Origin of the sequence: Streptomyces angustmyceticus, from assembly GCF_040701845.1 — a bacterium.
GTDB lineage: Bacteria > Actinomycetota > Actinomycetes > Streptomycetales > Streptomycetaceae > Streptomyces > Streptomyces angustmyceticus_A.
In genome coordinates this window covers 56,692-71,818 of the sequence record NZ_JBFBHQ010000032.1, presented here as the reverse complement: position 1 = coordinate 71,818, position 15,127 = coordinate 56,692, and the positions used below count along the sequence as shown (strand labels likewise).

At 71.4% G+C, this 15,127-nt stretch carries 13 protein-coding genes; 5 read left to right on the top strand and 8 right to left on the bottom strand.

The features are described from left to right. Positions 1 to 133 precede the first annotated feature (133 nt). Genes pgl through tkt form a run of 5 tightly spaced genes read right to left on the bottom strand, consistent with a single transcriptional unit; the run spans position 134 to position 6,717 of the window. Complete coding sequence (gene pgl, locus AB0411_RS34865; protein WP_366421247.1) at positions 134 to 916, bottom strand: 6-phosphogluconolactonase; 783 nt, start codon at positions 914 to 916, stop codon at positions 134 to 136. After that, the gene (gene opcA, locus AB0411_RS34860) at positions 913 to 1,923 is read right to left on the bottom strand and encodes a glucose-6-phosphate dehydrogenase assembly protein OpcA (RefSeq protein WP_366421246.1); all 1,011 of its coding nucleotides are present in this window, start codon (positions 1,921 to 1,923) and stop codon (positions 913 to 915) included. The genes pgl and opcA overlap by 4 nt, the downstream gene beginning before the upstream one ends. Then, complete coding sequence (gene zwf, locus AB0411_RS34855; RefSeq protein WP_086719584.1) at positions 1,920 to 3,452, bottom strand: glucose-6-phosphate dehydrogenase; 1,533 nt, start codon at positions 3,450 to 3,452, stop codon at positions 1,920 to 1,922. Before zwf ends, opcA begins: the two co-directional genes overlap by 4 nt. A gap of 6 nt (positions 3,453 to 3,458) precedes the next feature. Then, complete coding sequence (gene tal / locus AB0411_RS34850; protein ID WP_366421245.1) at positions 3,459 to 4,577, bottom strand: transaldolase; 1,119 nt, start codon at positions 4,575 to 4,577, stop codon at positions 3,459 to 3,461. Positions 4,578 to 4,614: 37 nt separating this feature from the next. Further along, positions 4,615 to 6,717 (bottom strand): transketolase, encoded by a 2,103-nt coding sequence (gene tkt, locus AB0411_RS34845; protein ID WP_366421244.1) that lies wholly within the window; start codon positions 6,715 to 6,717, stop codon positions 4,615 to 4,617. Between the two features lie 460 nt (positions 6,718 to 7,177). On the opposite strand from tkt, the gene AB0411_RS34840 reads away from it, so the two are divergent. The 3 genes from AB0411_RS34840 (at position 7,178) to AB0411_RS34830 (ending at position 9,719) form a co-directional block, all read left to right on the top strand. Next, positions 7,178 to 8,128: a heme o synthase gene (locus AB0411_RS34840; protein WP_373866958.1), complete on the top strand. Its 951-nt coding sequence runs from the start codon at positions 7,178 to 7,180 to the stop codon at positions 8,126 to 8,128. A 15-nt stretch (positions 8,129 to 8,143) separates the two neighbouring features. Next, a complete protein-coding gene (locus AB0411_RS34835) occupies positions 8,144 to 8,536 on the top strand; it encodes a hypothetical protein (protein WP_366421243.1) in 393 nt (130 codons plus the stop codon). A gap of 136 nt (positions 8,537 to 8,672) precedes the next feature. Next, entirely contained in the window at positions 8,673 to 9,719 is a 1,047-nt protein-coding gene (locus AB0411_RS34830) for an amidohydrolase (protein ID WP_366421242.1), read from the top strand. Here AB0411_RS34830 and AB0411_RS34825 read toward each other — a convergent pair. From AB0411_RS34825 to AB0411_RS34815, 3 genes are all read right to left on the bottom strand, one after another. Continuing rightward, positions 9,692 to 10,696 (bottom strand): COX15/CtaA family protein, encoded by a 1,005-nt coding sequence (locus AB0411_RS34825; protein WP_366421241.1) that lies wholly within the window; start codon positions 10,694 to 10,696, stop codon positions 9,692 to 9,694. The genes AB0411_RS34830 and AB0411_RS34825 overlap by 28 nt on opposite strands. 87 nt (positions 10,697 to 10,783) lie before the next feature. After that, positions 10,784 to 11,602, bottom strand: coding sequence for an ABC transporter permease (locus AB0411_RS34820; RefSeq protein WP_366421240.1), 819 nt, complete (start codon positions 11,600 to 11,602; stop codon positions 10,784 to 10,786). Next, complete coding sequence (locus tag AB0411_RS34815) at positions 11,599 to 12,561, bottom strand: ABC transporter ATP-binding protein (RefSeq protein WP_366421239.1); 963 nt, start codon at positions 12,559 to 12,561, stop codon at positions 11,599 to 11,601. The genes AB0411_RS34820 and AB0411_RS34815 overlap by 4 nt, the downstream gene beginning before the upstream one ends. 278 nt (positions 12,562 to 12,839) lie before the next feature. Between AB0411_RS34815 and AB0411_RS34810 the strand changes: the two genes are divergently transcribed. After that, a complete protein-coding gene (locus AB0411_RS34810) occupies positions 12,840 to 13,703 on the top strand; it encodes a helix-turn-helix transcriptional regulator (protein ID WP_366421238.1) in 864 nt (287 codons plus the stop codon). Then, positions 13,700 to 15,121: a Fe-S cluster assembly protein SufB gene (gene sufB, locus AB0411_RS34805; protein WP_260638218.1), complete on the top strand. Its 1,422-nt coding sequence runs from the start codon at positions 13,700 to 13,702 to the stop codon at positions 15,119 to 15,121. Before AB0411_RS34810 ends, sufB begins: the two co-directional genes overlap by 4 nt. The last annotated feature ends 6 nt before the right edge of the window (positions 15,122 to 15,127 follow it).

The window sequence follows — 15,127 nt, the reverse complement described above, 5'->3', positions numbered from 1 at the left end:
AGCTTCCGGGGCCCCTGAGCCTTACGGGCCTTACGGATCTCGAAGTCCATCGCACCCCTTGAACTGGGGTGTTGCAACGACCACTAGAACCTAAGGGGGGGTGCGGGGCCTTCGGCCTGTCACGGTGCGGCCCTCAGGCCGACGCCGGCGGGTAGAGGCCGCGGGGCAGCTGGGACGCCGCCGCCTCGTCCAGCAGCCACAGGGTCCGGCCGCGTCCCCGGGCGCCGGCCGCCGGGGCCTGGACCTCTCCGGCGCCGGAGAGGGCGATGGCCGCGGCATTGGCCTTGTCCTCGCCGGCCGCCAGCAGCCAGACCTCCCGGGCCGCGCGGATCGCGGGCAGGGTCAGCGAGGTGCGGGTGGGCGGCGGCTTCGGCGCGCCGTGCACCCCCACCACCGTCCGCTCCTGCTCGTAGACCGCGGGCAGCTCGGGGAAGAGCGAGGCCACATGGGTGTCCGGGCCGACGCCCAGCAGCAGGACGTCGAAGGAGGGCACCGGGCCGTGGTCCTCGGGGCCCGCGGCGGCGGCCAGTTCGGTCGCGTACGCCGCGGCGGCCGCGTCGGCGTCGTTGCCGCAGGGGCCGTCCGACGGGGGCATCGGATGCACCCGGGCCGGGTCCAGCGGGACGCTGTCCAGCAGCACCTGCCGGGCCTGGGTGTGGTTGCGCTCCGGATCGCCGTCCGGCAGGAACCGTTCGTCGCCCCACCACAGGTCGAGCCGGGACCAGTCCACCGCGTCGCGGGCGGGCGCCTCGGCGAGGGCCGCGAGCAGCCCGTTGCCGTTGCGCCCGCCGGTCAGGACCACGGAGGCGGAGCCGCGGGCGGACTGGGCATCCACGATCTTCGTGATCAGCCGGGCCGCCGCGGCCTTGGCCATCAGCTCCTTGTCGCGGTGGACGACGACCTGCGGAGCGCTCACTTGGCGGCCGCCTTCTTGGCGGCCTTCTTCGCCGCGGGCTTGGCCGGTGCCTCCTCGCCGGCCGCCGGCTGCCCGGCGCTGCCGTCGCCGATCCGGTCCACGCCGTACCGCAGGGCGCCGGCGTAGATCTCGTCCGGGTCGAGGCGGCGCAGCTCCTCGGCGAGCAGCTCGGCGGTCTCCCGCCGCTTGAGCGCCACCGCACGGTCGGGCTGGCCGCGCATCGAGAGCGTGGCCAGCGAACCGTCCGGGCGGTCCAGCACGATCGCCCCGCTGCTGGACTCCAGCCGTACGGCCGTCAGACCGGGGCCGTCGGACACCTTGCGGGTGACCCGGACCCCGAGCCGGTCGGCCAGCCACATGGCGAGCAGCTCGCAGCTGGGGTTGAACTCCTCGCCGGTCACCTCGGCCGAGGTGACCGTGCACGGGGCCTGGTCGAGCGCCGCGGCCAGCATCGAGCGCCAGGGCGTGATGCGGGCCCAGGACAGGTCCGTGTCGCCGGGGGTGTAGGTGTCCGCACGCGCCGACAGCTCCTCGATGGGCTGCTCGGCGGCGTAGGCGTCGGTGACGCGGCGCTGGGCCAGCGCGCCGAGCGGGTCCTTGGCGGGGTCCAGCGGGGCGTTCACCGCCCACCAGACCACGACCGGCGCGTCCGGCAGCAGCAGCGGGAGCACCACCGACTGGGCGTGGTCGATCACATCGCCGTAGAGCCGGAGTATGACCGTCTCGCCGGTGCCGGCGTCGGTGCCGAGCCGCACCTCGGCGTCGAGGCGGGCCTTGGCGCGGTCGCGCGGCGACCGGCTGACCCGCTTGACGACGACGAGGGTGCGCGAGGGGTGCTCGCGGGACGCGTCGTTGGCGGCCTTCAGCGCGTCGTAGGCGTTCTCCTCGTCGGTGACGATGACGAGAGTGAGCACCATGCCTATGGCCGGGGTGCCGATCGCGCGGCGCCCCTCCACCAGCGCCTTGTTGATCTTGCTGGACGTGGTGTCCGTCAAATCGATCTTCATGGCCGACGCCAGCTCCGTCCGTCTCGTGCGAGCATTTCGTCCGCCTCGGCGGGGCCCCAGGTGCCCGCCGGGTACTGTGCGGGCCTGCCGTGCTTCTCCCAGTACGCCTCGATCGGGTCGAGGATCCGCCAGGACTGCTCCACCTCCTCCACGCGCGGGAAGAGGTTGGCGTCGCCGAGCAGCACGTCGAGGATCAGCCGCTCGTAGGCCTCGGGGCTGGACTCCGTGAAGGACTCGCCGTAGGCGAAGTCCATCGACACGTCCCGTACCTCCATCGAGGTGCCCGGGACCTTGGAGCCGAACCTGACGGTCACGCCCTCGTCCGGCTGCACCCGGATGACCAGGGCGTTCTGGCCCAGTTCCTCGGTGGCGGTGCGGTCGAAGGGGGAGTGCGGGGCGCGCTGGAAGACCACCGCGATCTCGGTGACGCGGCGGCCCAGGCGCTTGCCGGTGCGCAGGTAGAAGGGGACGCCCGCCCAGCGGCGGTTGTCGATCGACAGCTTGATCGCGGCGTAGGTGTCGGTCTTCGACTTGGGGTCGATGCCGTCTTCCTGGAGGTAGCCGACGGCCTTCTCGCCGCCCTGCCAGCCCTCCGCGTACTGCGCGCGGACCGTCTCCTTGCCGAGGTCCTTGGGCAGCCGGACCGCGCCCAGCACCTTGGTCTTCTCCGCGACCAGCGCATCGGCCTCGAAGGAGGCGGGCTCCTCCATGGTGGTCAGTGCGAGCAGCTGGAGGAGGTGGTTCTGGATGACGTCACGGGCGGCGCCGATGCCGTCGTAGTAGCCGGCCCGGCCGCCGATGCCGATGTCCTCGGCCATCGTGATCTGGACGTGGTCGACATAGCTGCGGTTCCACAGCGGCTCGAACATCGTGTTGGCGAACCGCAGCGCCAGGATGTTCTGGACCGTCTCCTTGCCCAGGTAGTGGTCGATCCGGAAGACCTCGTGGGGCGGGAAGACCTCGTGGACGATCCGGTTGAGCTCCTTGGCGCTCTCCAGGTTGTGCCCGAAGGGCTTCTCGATGACCGCGCGCCGCCAGGAGTCCTCCTTCTGGTCGGCCAGCCCGTGCTTCTTCAGCTGCTGGACGACCTGGGGGAAGAACTTCGGGGGCACGGACAGGTAGAAGGCGAAGTTGCCGCCGGTGCCCTGCGCCTTGTCGAGCTCGTTTATCGTCTCCTTCAGCGTTTCGAAGGCCTCGTCGTCGTCGAAGTTGCCCTGGACGAAGCGGCAGCCCTGGACCAGCTGCTGCCAGACCTCCTCGCGGAACGGCGTGCGCGCGTGCTCCTTGACCGCCGCGTACACCTCCTGCGCGAAGTCCTCGTGCTCCCACTCGCGGCGGGCGAACCCGACGAGCGAGAAACCCGGCGGCAGCAGACCGCGGTTGGCCAGGTCGTAGACGGCGGGCATCAGCTTTTTACGGGACAAATCGCCCGTGACGCCAAAGATCACCAGGCCCGACGGCCCCGCGATGCGCGGGAGCCGTCGGTCCAGGGCGTCACGAAGCGGGTTGGCTCCGTGTGCATCAGACAAGGGAGATCAGCCCTCCGAGGGAGCGAGGCGCTCGAGCTCCGCCTCCGTGGACTTGAGCAGGTCGTTCCAGGACGCCTCGAACTTCTCCACGCCCTCGTCCTCCAGGACCTGGACGACGTCGTCGTACGAGATCCCGAGCTTTTCGAGCGCCGCCAGGTCGGCCTTGGCGGCGTCGTACGTGGCGCGCACCGTGTCACCGGTGATCCGACCGTGGTCGGCGGTGGCCTCCAGGGTGGCCTCCGGCATGGTGTTGACCGTGCCCGGGGCGACCAGCTCGTCGACGTAGAGGGTGTCCTTGTACGCGGGGTCCTTGACGCCGGTCGAGGCCCACAGCGGACGCTGCTTGTTGGCGCCCGCCTTGTCGAGGGCGGCCCAGCGGTCCGAGGAGAAGACCTCCTCGTAGGCCTGGTAGGCCAGCCGGGCGTTGGCCAGCGCGGCCTTGCCCTTGAGGGCCTTGGCCTCGTCCGTGCCCAGCTTCTCCAGGCGCTGGTCGATCTCGGTGTCCACCCGGGACACGAAGAACGAGGCGACCGAACGGATCAGGGACAGGTCCAGGCCCGCGGCCTTGGCCTTCTCCAGGCCCGCGAGGTAGGCGTCCATGACCTCGCGGTAGCGCTCCAGCGAGAAGATCAGGGTCACGTTGACGCTGATGCCCAGGCCGATGACCTCGGTGATCGCCGGGAGGCCCGCCTTGGTGGCCGGGATCTTGATCAGCGTGTTCGGGCGGTCCACTAGCCAGGCCAGCTGCTTGGCCTCGGCGATGGTCGGGACGGTGTGGTGCGCCAGGCGCGGGTCCACCTCGATGGAGACCCGGCCGTCCTGGCCGCCGGTGGCGTCGAAGACCGGGCGCAGGATGTCGGCGGCGTCGCGGACGTCCGCCGTCGTGATCATGCGGATGGCCTCCTCGACGGTGACCTTGCGGGCGGCGAGGTCGGCGACCTGCTGCTCGTAGCCGTCGCCCGCGGAGATCGCCTTCTGGAAGATCGACGGGTTCGTCGTGACACCGACGACGTGCTGCTGGTCGATCAGCTCGGCGAGGTTGCCGGACGTGATGCGCTTGCGCGACAGGTCGTCCAGCCAGATCGCGACGCCTTCGTCGGAGAGGCGCTTGAGTGCGTCTGTCATGGGTTCTGCATCTCCTACTTGTCGTGTGCGGGCGTCGTCAGCGCGCGGCGGCTTCGACCGACTCGCGGGCGGCGGAGGCGACCGCGTCGGCGGTGAAGCCGAACTCGCGGAACAGGGTCTTGGCATCGGCCGAGGCACCGAAGTGCTCCAGGGACACGATGCGACCGGCGTCACCGACGAAGCGGTGCCAGGTCAGACCGATGCCGGCCTCGACGGCGACCCGGGCCCGGACGGACGGCGGGAGCACGCTGTCGCGGTAGGCCTGGTCCTGCTGGTCGAACCACTCGACCGACGGCATCGACACCACGCGGGTGGGCACGCCCTCGGCCTGCAGCTGCTCACGCGCCTCGACGGCGAGCTGCAGCTCGGAGCCGGTACCGATCAGCACGACCTGCGGCGTGGTGCTCCTGCCGTCGGCGTCCTCGGCCTCGAACCGGATGTAGCCGCCCTTGGCCGTGTTCTCGTCGGCCGGGTACGTCGGCACGCCCTGGCGGGTCAGCGCGAGGCCGTGCGGGGCGCCGACGCCGTACTCCTTGGTCCAGCGCTTGAGGATCTCGCGCCAGGCGAGGGCGGTCTCGTTGGCGTCGGCCGGGCGGACGATGTTCAGGTTCGGGATGGCGCGCAGCGAGGCCAGGTGCTCGACCGGCTGGTGGGTCGGGCCGTCCTCGCCCAGGCCGATGGAGTCGTGCGTCCACACGTACGTCACCGGCAGGTGCATCAGCGCGGACAGCCGGACGGCGTTGCGCATGTAGTCGGAGAACACCAGGAAGGTGCCGCCGTAGACCCGGGTGTTGCCGTGCAGCGTGATGCCGTTCATCTCCGCTGCCATGGAGTGCTCGCGGATGCCGAAGTGGATCGTGCGGCCGTACGGGTTCGCGCCCGGCAGGGGGTTGCCCTCCGGCAGGAACGACGAGGTCTTGTCGATCGTGGTGTTGTTCGAGCCCGCCAGGTCGGCGGAGCCGCCCCACAGCTCGGGGATGACCGCGCCGAGCGCGTGCAGCACCTTGCCGGACGCGGCGCGGGTGGCCACGGCCTTGCCGGTCTCGAACGACGGGAGGTGGTCCTCCCAGCCCGCGGGCAGCTCGCCGGCGGCGACCCGGTCGAACTCCGCGGCGTGCTCGGGGTTGGTGGTGCGCCAGTCGGCGAACCGCTTGCCCCACTCCTTCTCCAGGTCGCGGCCGCGGTCGAGGGCGGCGCGGGTGTGCGCGAGCACCTCCTCGGGGACCTCGAAGGACTGCTCCGGGTCGAAGCCGAGGACGCGCTTGGTGGCCGCGACCTCCTCCTCGCCCAGCGCCGAGCCGTGCGCGGCCTCGGTGTTCTGGGCGTTGGGGGCCGGCCAGGCGATGATCGAGCGCATCGCGATGAACGACGGGCGCCCGGTCTCGGCCTTGGCCGCCTCGATGGCGTGGTGCAGCGCCTCGGGGTCGAGGTCGCCGTCGGCCTTCGGGGCCACGCGCTGGACGTGCCAGCCGTAGGCCTCGTAGCGCTTGCAGGTGTCCTCGGAGACCGCGGTCTCGGTGTCGCCCTCGATCGAGATGTGGTTGTCGTCCCACAGCATGATGAGGTTGCCGAGCTTCTGGTGGCCCGCGAGCGAGGAGGCCTCGGCGGAGATGCCCTCCTGCAGGCAGCCGTCACCGGCGATGGCGTAGATGTGGTGATCGAAGGGCGAGCTGCCCTCGGGCGCGTCCGGGTCGAACAGGCCGCGCTCGTAGCGGGCGGCCATCGCCATGCCCACCGCGTTGGCGACGCCCTGGCCCAGCGGGCCGGTGGTGGTCTCCACGCCGGTCGTGTGGCCGTACTCGGGGTGGCCGGGGGTCTTCGACCCCCAGGTGCGGAACGACTTCAGGTCGTCCAGCTCCAGGCCGTAGCCGGCGAGGTAGAGCTGGATGTAGAGGGTCAGGCTGGAGTGGCCCGCGGAGAGAACGAAACGGTCGCGGCCGGTCCAGTTGGGATCCGCCGGGTCGTGCCGCATCATCTTCTGGAAGAGAAGGTAGGCGGCCGGAGCCAGGCTCATGGCCGTACCCGGATGGCCGTTACCGACCTTCTGCACGGAATCCATGGCCAGGACACGGACCGTATCCACTGCCCGCTGATCCAGTTCGGTCCACTCGAGGTCTGTGGTGGTCGGCTTGGTGCTCACCCTGAGTCAGGGCTCCTCTCCACATGTCGAATGCCGCGGACGGTATGTCCGCCAGGCGGTGTCGAGCCTACCCCCGCAAGTGCGTGCGTCTTTTCGACGCTCAGTCGATGTTCCCGGCGCTCAGTCGGAGGCCGGACGGCACGACAGCTCGTCGCTTCGGGCAACCACCTCGGGGCCGGGAGCATTCCCGTCCCCGAGGCGACGGCCCTACGCACCAGACTGCCGGGAGGCGGTCGCCTTCGCCTCCCGAACACCGGGCGGCCGGCCGCCGGAAGATGCCGCCGGGCTCCCGCCGCGCGGTGCCCAACACGACCCCACCCCCGCGAAGATCGCTCTATGGCCAACGTCTAAAGTGGCGTGGTACGCGCAGGCCCTTCACCGGGTATTCACGGCCGGATGGGCTTGCAGGCCTAATTTCTTCCGCGGCAACAGGCCGCTGATGTTACTTCCAGGGGTGTGCGTGACGGCCGTCGAATCCCGTCCTGTGGGGGCGCTTTCTCCGGTCCCCGGGAGTCCCGGCGACCGGCCGTTCGGGGCCCGCGTCAAGGCGTTCGTGGAGCTGACCAAACCGCGGGTCATCGAGCTGCTGCTGATGACCACGGTGCCGGTGATGTTCCTGGCCGCCGGTGGCGTGCCGAACCTGTGGCTGGTGCTGGTGACCTGCGTCGGCGGGTACCTCTCCGCCGGCGGCGCCGCCGCGTTCAACATGTACCTCGACCGCGACATCGACGCGCTGATGGACCGTACGTCCCAGCGGCCCCTGGTCACCGGCATGGTGAGTCCCCGCGAATGCCTGGTCTTCGCGACCGCCCTCGCGGTGGGCTCCACGGCGCTGTTCTGGTTCCTCGTCAACCCGCTGTCGGCGATGCTGTCGCTCGGTGCGCTGCTTTTCTATGTGGTCGTCTACACGATGATCCTCAAGCGCCGCACCACGCAGAACATCGTCTGGGGCGGTATCGCGGGCTGCATGCCGGTCTTCATCGGCTGGTCGTCGGTGACGAACTCCGTCTCCTGGGCCTCGTTCATCCTCTTCCTGGTCATCTTCTTCTGGACGCCGCCGCATTACTGGCCGCTGTCGATGAAGGTCAAGGACGACTACGAGCGCGTCGGCGTGCCGATGCTGCCGGCCGTCGCGGGCAACAAGGTCGTCGCGCGGCAGATCGTCGCCTACAGCTGGGTGATGGTGGCCGTGTCGCTGCTGCTGCAGCCGCTGGGCTACACGGGCTGGTTCTACACCGTCGTCGCGGTCGCCTGCGGCGCCTTCTGGCTCAAGGAGGCGCACGGTCTGCAGGCCCGCGCCAAGGCCGGGATCACCGGCGCCAAGCTCAAGGAGATGCGGCTGTTCCACTGGTCCATCACCTATGTGTCGCTGCTCTTCGTCGCCGTCGCCGTGGATCCCTTCCTTCGTTGATTACCGATGGGTAGCATGCTGTTCATGGCAGACACCCAGCAGGCGGACGAGCAGACGGAGACCGTGGCCGACGCGGAGGCCCGGACGCGCACCGACAAGCGGGCCGGCAAGCAGGCGGACCGGCTCGCCAAGCAGATCCGCGCCTTCGCCGCCGCACACGGCGGCAGCGCCGAGGGGCAGCTCGCGCACATCGGCCGGGGCCGCACCCGGATCGCGCTCGTCGGCGCCGACGGCGAGTGGGGCAATCTGGTCGCGGACACCTTCGGCTCCGCCCAGGACGCCGCCGGCAAGGCGGGTCTCACGCTCCACGACGACTTCGACGGCGACCTCGCCGCCAAGGTCCGCACCGGCCGCTACGAGTGGTCCCGGATGGCGGGCATCCAGGTGGGCGGTCCGGCCAACGGCTGACCCACCGGGGTCGCGCGCCGTGCGCCGGAGCGCACGCCGGAAGCGGAGCCCGATACCTCACCACCTCCTCGCCCGTTAAGCCCACCAGGCGCGGCGCACGGGCCGCGCCCGGCGGGCCCACGGCGAGGAGGAGCGGATGGACGGACTTCCACCGCTCATCGATCAGCACAGCCACGGCGCGGTACACGGTGAGCTCGGCCTCGGCTCCTTCGAGACCCACCTCGCCGCCGCGGTCGGCGCCCGGGGCCCGGCCCCCGCCGGCACCAGCTACTTCGACAGCCTCACCGGCCTGGCGATACGCCGCTGGTGCCCCCCGCTGCTCGGCCTGGAACCGCAGTGCCCGCCCGCCCGCTACCTGGCCCGCAGGCGCGAGGTGGGCGCCTACCGGGCCGGCCGCCTGCTGCTGCGGGGCTCCGGCATCGGCACGTTCCTGCTGGAGGCCGGCGCCCCCGGCGAGCTGACCTCGGCCTGCGAACTGGCCACCGCCGCCGGGGCCGGCGCCCACGAGGTCGTCCGGCTCGAACCGCTCGCCGAGCAGGTCGCCGACACCTCCGGCAGTGTCGACTCCTTCCTCGGCTACACCGCCGAGGCCCTCTACGCCGCGGCCCAGCACGCCATGGCCTTCGCGTCCGGTGCCGCCCACTGCGACGGGCACGCCCCCGATGCGGGCGAGGTACGGCGCGCCGCGGACCGCTGGCTGTGCGGCCGCCGCCCCGGGGAGCGGCTCGGCGAGCCCACGCTCGTACGGCATCTGCTGTGGAGCGCGGTGGCGACCGGCCTTCCGGTGCAGCTGCACTGCCCCGACCCGCGGCCGCTGGCGGGCTTCCTGTGCGCCACGGCCGGCATCGGCCCGGATCTCGTCCTGCTGCCGCGGGCGCCGCACCACCGGCGGGCGGCGGAGCTCGCCGCGGTTCACTCCCATGTGTACGCGGACGCCGGGCCGTCCCCCGAGGAGACGCTCGGCCGGGCGCCGTTCGGCAAGCTGCTGTTCTCCTCGGGCGCCCGCGGGCTGCCCGAGCTGTATGTGACCGGCGCGCAGCGCTTCCTGCGCGCCATGGGGCGCCTGGTACGGGAGTGGGCCGACGAGGGGCTGTGCGGTGCCGAGGACGGGCGGCGGATCACCGAGATGGTCGGGTCGGGGACCGCCCGCCGGGTCTACCGGCTGAGCGCGGAGGCCGGCTGAGGCTCCGGTGCCCCTGCCCCGCCCGCGGGGACGGACTCGACCGGGTCCTCCTCCGGGAGCGGGCCGCGGTCGCGCAGCGACAGGGCGACCCGCAGCACGCAGACCCACACCAGGGCCGACCCCAGCATGTGGAACCCGATGACGATCTCGGGCAGGCCCGTGAAGTACTGGACGTAGCCGATGACGCCCTGCAGGAGGAGGCAGACGAACAGCTCCAGGACCGTCCGGCGGGGGGCGGCCGGGGCCTTGACGGCCCGCAGCGTGAACCACAGGGCGACGGTCAGGCCGACGACGATGTACACGAAGTCGACGTGCAGCTGGGTGATCTCCTGCCAGTCCAGCGGGATGCGGTGGACCTTCTTCGCGTCGCCGGCATGCGGGCCCGCGCCGGTGACGACCGTGCCGATGACGGTGAGCGCGGCGGCCGCCCCCACCAGCAGCCACGCCAGCTGCCGCACCGGGCGGGCGACCAGTTCGCGGGGCTCCTCGTCGCCCTCGCACGCCCGCTTCCAGCTCAGCACGGCGACCGTGAGCAGCCCCGTGGCCGCCAGGAAGTGCGAGCTGACGATGTAGGGGTTGAGGCCGGTGAGGACCGTGATGCCGCCGATGACGGCGTTGGACATCACGAGCCAGAACTGCGCCCAGCCGAGGCGGGTGAGCGAGCGGCGCCGGGGGTGGCGGGCGCGGGCGGCGATGATGAACAGCCCGACGACCACGCACAGCACGTCGGTCAGCATGCGGTTGCTGAACTCGATGATGCCGTTGATGCCCATCGCGGCGGTCGGAGTCAGGCTGTCCGGCGTGCACTTGGGCCAGGTCGAGCAGCCCAGTCCGGACTGGGAGAGCCGGACGGCGCCCCCGGTGACGACGATGATCACGGCCATCACGACGGTGGCCAGCGCGGCCCGCCGCACAAAGGCCGCGGACGGCTGCCAGCGGCGGGCGATCAGCTCAAGGGGGTTCAGCGAGTTCGGCACGGGAGACATCGTAGGCGGGCCCTTGTGCAAGTTTTCACGAGGGGTGCGCCGGGCCGCGGGCCCGTCCGCCGGATGCCGTCCGGCGGCTCACTCCCAGCGGAAGAAGCGGGCCGCCGTGCCCAGGCCGAGCACCGACCAGACCGCCAGGACGCCGAGGTCCCGCCAGGGGATGCCGGCGCCGTGCTGGAGGACGTCGCGCAGCCCGTCGGACAGCGCCGCGATCGGCAGCAGCCCGAGCACGCTCTGCACGGCGTCGGGGAACTTGTCCAGCGGGACGATCACGCCACCGCCGACCAGCAGCAGCAGGAACACCAGGTTGGCCGCCGCCAGGGTGGCCTCCGCCTTGAGCGTGCCGGCCATCAGCAGGCCCAGGCCCGAGAAGGCGGCGGTGCCCAGCGCGAGCAACAGCACCGCATGGAGCGGGTTGCCCTGCGGGGACCAGCCCAGCGCCAGGGCCACGGCCGTCAGCAGCACGGTCTGCAGGACCTCGGTGACCAGCACCGCGCAGGTCTTGGCGGTCATCAGCCCCCAGCGCGGCAGCGGCGAGACGGCGAGCCGCTTGAGCACGCCGTAGCGCCGCTCGAAGCCGGTCGCGATGGCCTGGCCGGTGAAGGCGGTCGACATGACGGCGAGCGCCAGGACGCCGGGCGCCAGGAAGTCCACGGAGCTGCCCGCACCGCTCGCCGTGCCGGTGGGCACCGCGATGATGTCGACGGCGGAGAACAGCACCAGCAGCAGCGTCGGGATGATGACGGTCAGCAGCAGCTGCTCGCCGTTGCGCAGCAGCATCCTGGTCTCCAGGGCCGCCTGCGCGCGGATCATCCGGGGCAGCGGGGCGGCGCCGGGCCGCGGGGCGAACGTGCCGGTGCCGGCGGCGGTGCCGTTTCCGGCCTCCAGGGCGGTCATGCGCGCAGCTCCTTGCCGGTGAGCTCCAAGAAGACGTCCTCCAGGGTGTGGCGCTCGACGGCTATCGCGTCGGGCATCACGCCGTTCTGGGCGCACCAGGAGGCGACGGTGGCCAGCAGCTGCGGGTTGACCTTGCCGTGGACGCGGTAGACGCCGGAGGCCGGTTCCGCGGCGGCGCTGTCGGCGGGCAGCGCCTTGAGGAGCGAGGCGAGGTCGAGGCCGGGGCGGCCGGTGAAGCGCAGGCTGTTCTCAGCGCCGCCGCGGCACAGCTCGTCCGGCGTGCCCTGGGCGATCACCCGGCCGCCGTCGATGATCGCGACATCGTCCGCGAGCTGCTCGGCCTCGTCCATGAAGTGCGTGGTCAGCACGGTGCTGACGCCGTCGGCGCGCAGCTCCCGCACGAGGTCCCAGGTGGCGTGCCGGGCCTGGGGGTCGAGGCCGGCCGTCGGCTCGTCGAGGAAGACCAGCTCGGGGCGTCCGACCACGGCCATCGCCAGCGCGAGGCGCTGCTGCTGGCCGCCGGACAGCCGCCGGTAGGGGGTGCGGCCGCAGCTGCCCAGGCCGAGGCGCTCGATGAGCCCGCCGACGTCGAGGGGGTCGGCGTGCAGCGTGGCGGTGTGCCGCAGCATCTCCTCCGCCCTGGCGCTCGCGTAGACGCCGCCGGACTGCAGCATCACGCCGATCCGCGGCCGCAGCGCCGCGGCGTCGGCGACCGGGTCCAGGCCCAGGACCCGGACCTGCCCGGCGTCCGGGCGGCGGTAGCCCTCGCAGGTCTCGACGGTGGTGGTCTTGCCGGCGCCGTTGGGGCCGAGCACGGCGGTCACCGCACCGCGCGCGACGGTCAGGTCGAGGCCGTCCACGGCGGTCTTGGTCCCGTACCGCTTGACCAGACCGACGATCTCGACGGCAGGCTCTCGTCCGGGAGGCCGGGGGTCGCCCCCCGGCGAGGTGCTGGGCATGGCGGGCAGTCTACGGAGAGTGGCGGGGCGTTCTTCAACGGGGGCGCCGGAGCTTTTTCACGCCGGGGTACCCAATCCGGCGGTGTGCGGCCCCTCCAATTCCGCCGCTTCGCGCGCCCTGGTGCGCCCCCTCGGGGCGGGACGCCCCGTCGCAGGTCGGGGCGGTGGTGAGGGGCTCGGAAGGCGCTTGAATTAGGGCAGCCTAAGTGATAGAGGCCACCCGTCCGTGATCCGGACGAGGCTTGTATCGCTTCGATTAATTACGCAACAATGGCGTTGTGAAATACGCGAGCGAGGAACAGGAAGGGCCCGCGGTCGAGCAGACCGCCGGGCCGGCCCCCTCCGCGCCCGAGCAGACCGAGCGCCGCGCACCGGTCGCCGCGCCCGCCCCGGCGCCGCACGACGAACAGCAGGGCACCCGCAACCGGGTCGCCCGCTCCATCCTCGACCACGGTCCGTCCACCGCGGCCGAGCTGGCGCTGCGGCTGAAGCTCACCCAGGCCGCCGTGCGCCGGCATCTGGACGCGCTGGCCGCCGAGGGCGTCGTCGAGCCCCGTGAGAAGCGGGTCTACGGCGCGCGCGGCCGCGGCCGCCCCGCCAAGGCCTTCGTCCTCACCGACTGCGGCCGGGACGCCTTCGACCAGGCCTACGACCAGCTCGCCTCCGACGCGCTGCGCTGGATCGCGCAGAGCGCGGGCGGCGGCGAGGAGGGCGAGGCCGCCGTCGCGGCGTTCGCCCGCGCACGGCTCGCCGCCCAGGCGGAGGGCTACCGCGAGGCCGTGGAGAGCGCCGAGCCGGAGGGCCGTACCGAGGCCCTGGCGAAGGCGTTGACCGCGGACGGGTACGCTGCTACGGCGCGCAGCGCCCCCAATCCCCAGCTCGGTGAACAGCTCTGCCAGCACCACTGCCCGGTCGCCCATGTCGCCGAGCAGTACCCGCAGCTGTGCGAGGCGGAGACCGAGGTCTTCTCCCGATTGCTCGGGACCCATGTGCAGCGGCTCGCCACCATCGCCCACGGCGACGGGGTGTGCACGACCTTCGTCCCGAAGGCCGGCGCCGGCAAGGCGGCCGCTCACAGCACCGCACGCACCACCAAGACCACCACAGCATCTGCAAGCACGGCCGGGAGGAACCCCGCATGACGCTCCCCACGGAGACTGCTCACCCTGAGCTCGAGGGCCTGGGCAAGTACGAATACGGCTGGGCCGACTCCGACGTGGCCGGCGCCTCCGCCAAGCGCGGTCTTTCCGAGGCCGTCGTCCGCGACATCTCGGCGAAGAAGAACGAGCCGGAGTGGATGCTCAAGCTCCGCCTCAAGGGTCTGAAGCTGTTCGACAAGAAGCCCATGCCGAACTGGGGCTCGGACCTGTCGGGCATCGACTTCGACAACATCAAGTACTTCGTCCGCTCCACCGAGCAGCAGGCCGCCTCCTGGGAGGACCTGCCCGAGGACATCAAGAACACCTACGACAAGCTCGGCATCCCCGAGGCGGAGAAGCAGCGCCTGGTCGCCGGTGTCGCCGCGCAGTACGAGTCCGAGGTCGTCTACCACCAGATCCGTGAGGACCTGGAGGAGCAGGGCGTCCTGTTCCTGGACACCGACACCGCGCTCAAGGAGCACCCGGAGCTCTTCCAGGAGTACTTCGGCACGGTCATCCCGGTCGGCGACAACAAGTTCGCGTCGCTGAACACCGCGGTGTGGTCCGGCGGCTCGTTCATCTACGTCCCCAAGGGTGTCCACGTGGACATCCCGCTCCAGGCCTACTTCCGGATCAACACGGAGAACATGGGCCAGTTCGAGCGGACGCTGATCATCGTCGACGAGGACGCCTACGTCCACTACGTCGAGGGCTGCACGGCGCCGATCTACAAGTCGGACTCGCTGCACTCCGCGGTCGTCGAGATCATCGTGAAGAAGGGCGGCCGCTGCCGCTACACGACCATCCAGAACTGGTCGAACAACGTCTACAACCTGGTCACCAAGCGCGCCGTCGCCTACGAGGGCGCGACCATGGAGTGGGTCGACGGCAACCTCGGCTCCAAGGTGACCATGAAGTACCCGGCGGTCTACCTGATGGGCGAGCACGCCAAGGGCGAGACCCTGTCCATCGCCTTCGCGGGCGAGGGCCAGCACCAGGACGCCGGCTCCAAGATGGTCCACATGGCGCCGAACACCTCCTCCAACATCGTCTCCAAGTCGGTGGCACGAGGCGGCGGCCGCACCTCCTACCGGGGTCTGGTCGAGATCGGCGAGGGCGCCGCGGGCTCCAAGTCCAACGTGCTGTGCGACGCCCTGCTGGTGGACACCATCTCCCGCTCGGACACCTACCCCTACGTCGACGTCCGCGAGGACGACGTCTCCATGGGCCACGAGGCGACCGTCTCGAAGGTCAGCGAGGACCAGCTCTTCTACCTGATGGCACGCGGCCTGACGGAGTTCGAGGCCATGGCGATGATCGTGCGCGGCTTCGTCGAGCCGATCGCCCGTGAGCTGCCGATGGAGTACGCGCTGGAGCTGAACCGGCTGATCGAGCTGCAAATGGAAGGTTCGGTCGGCTGACGCCCG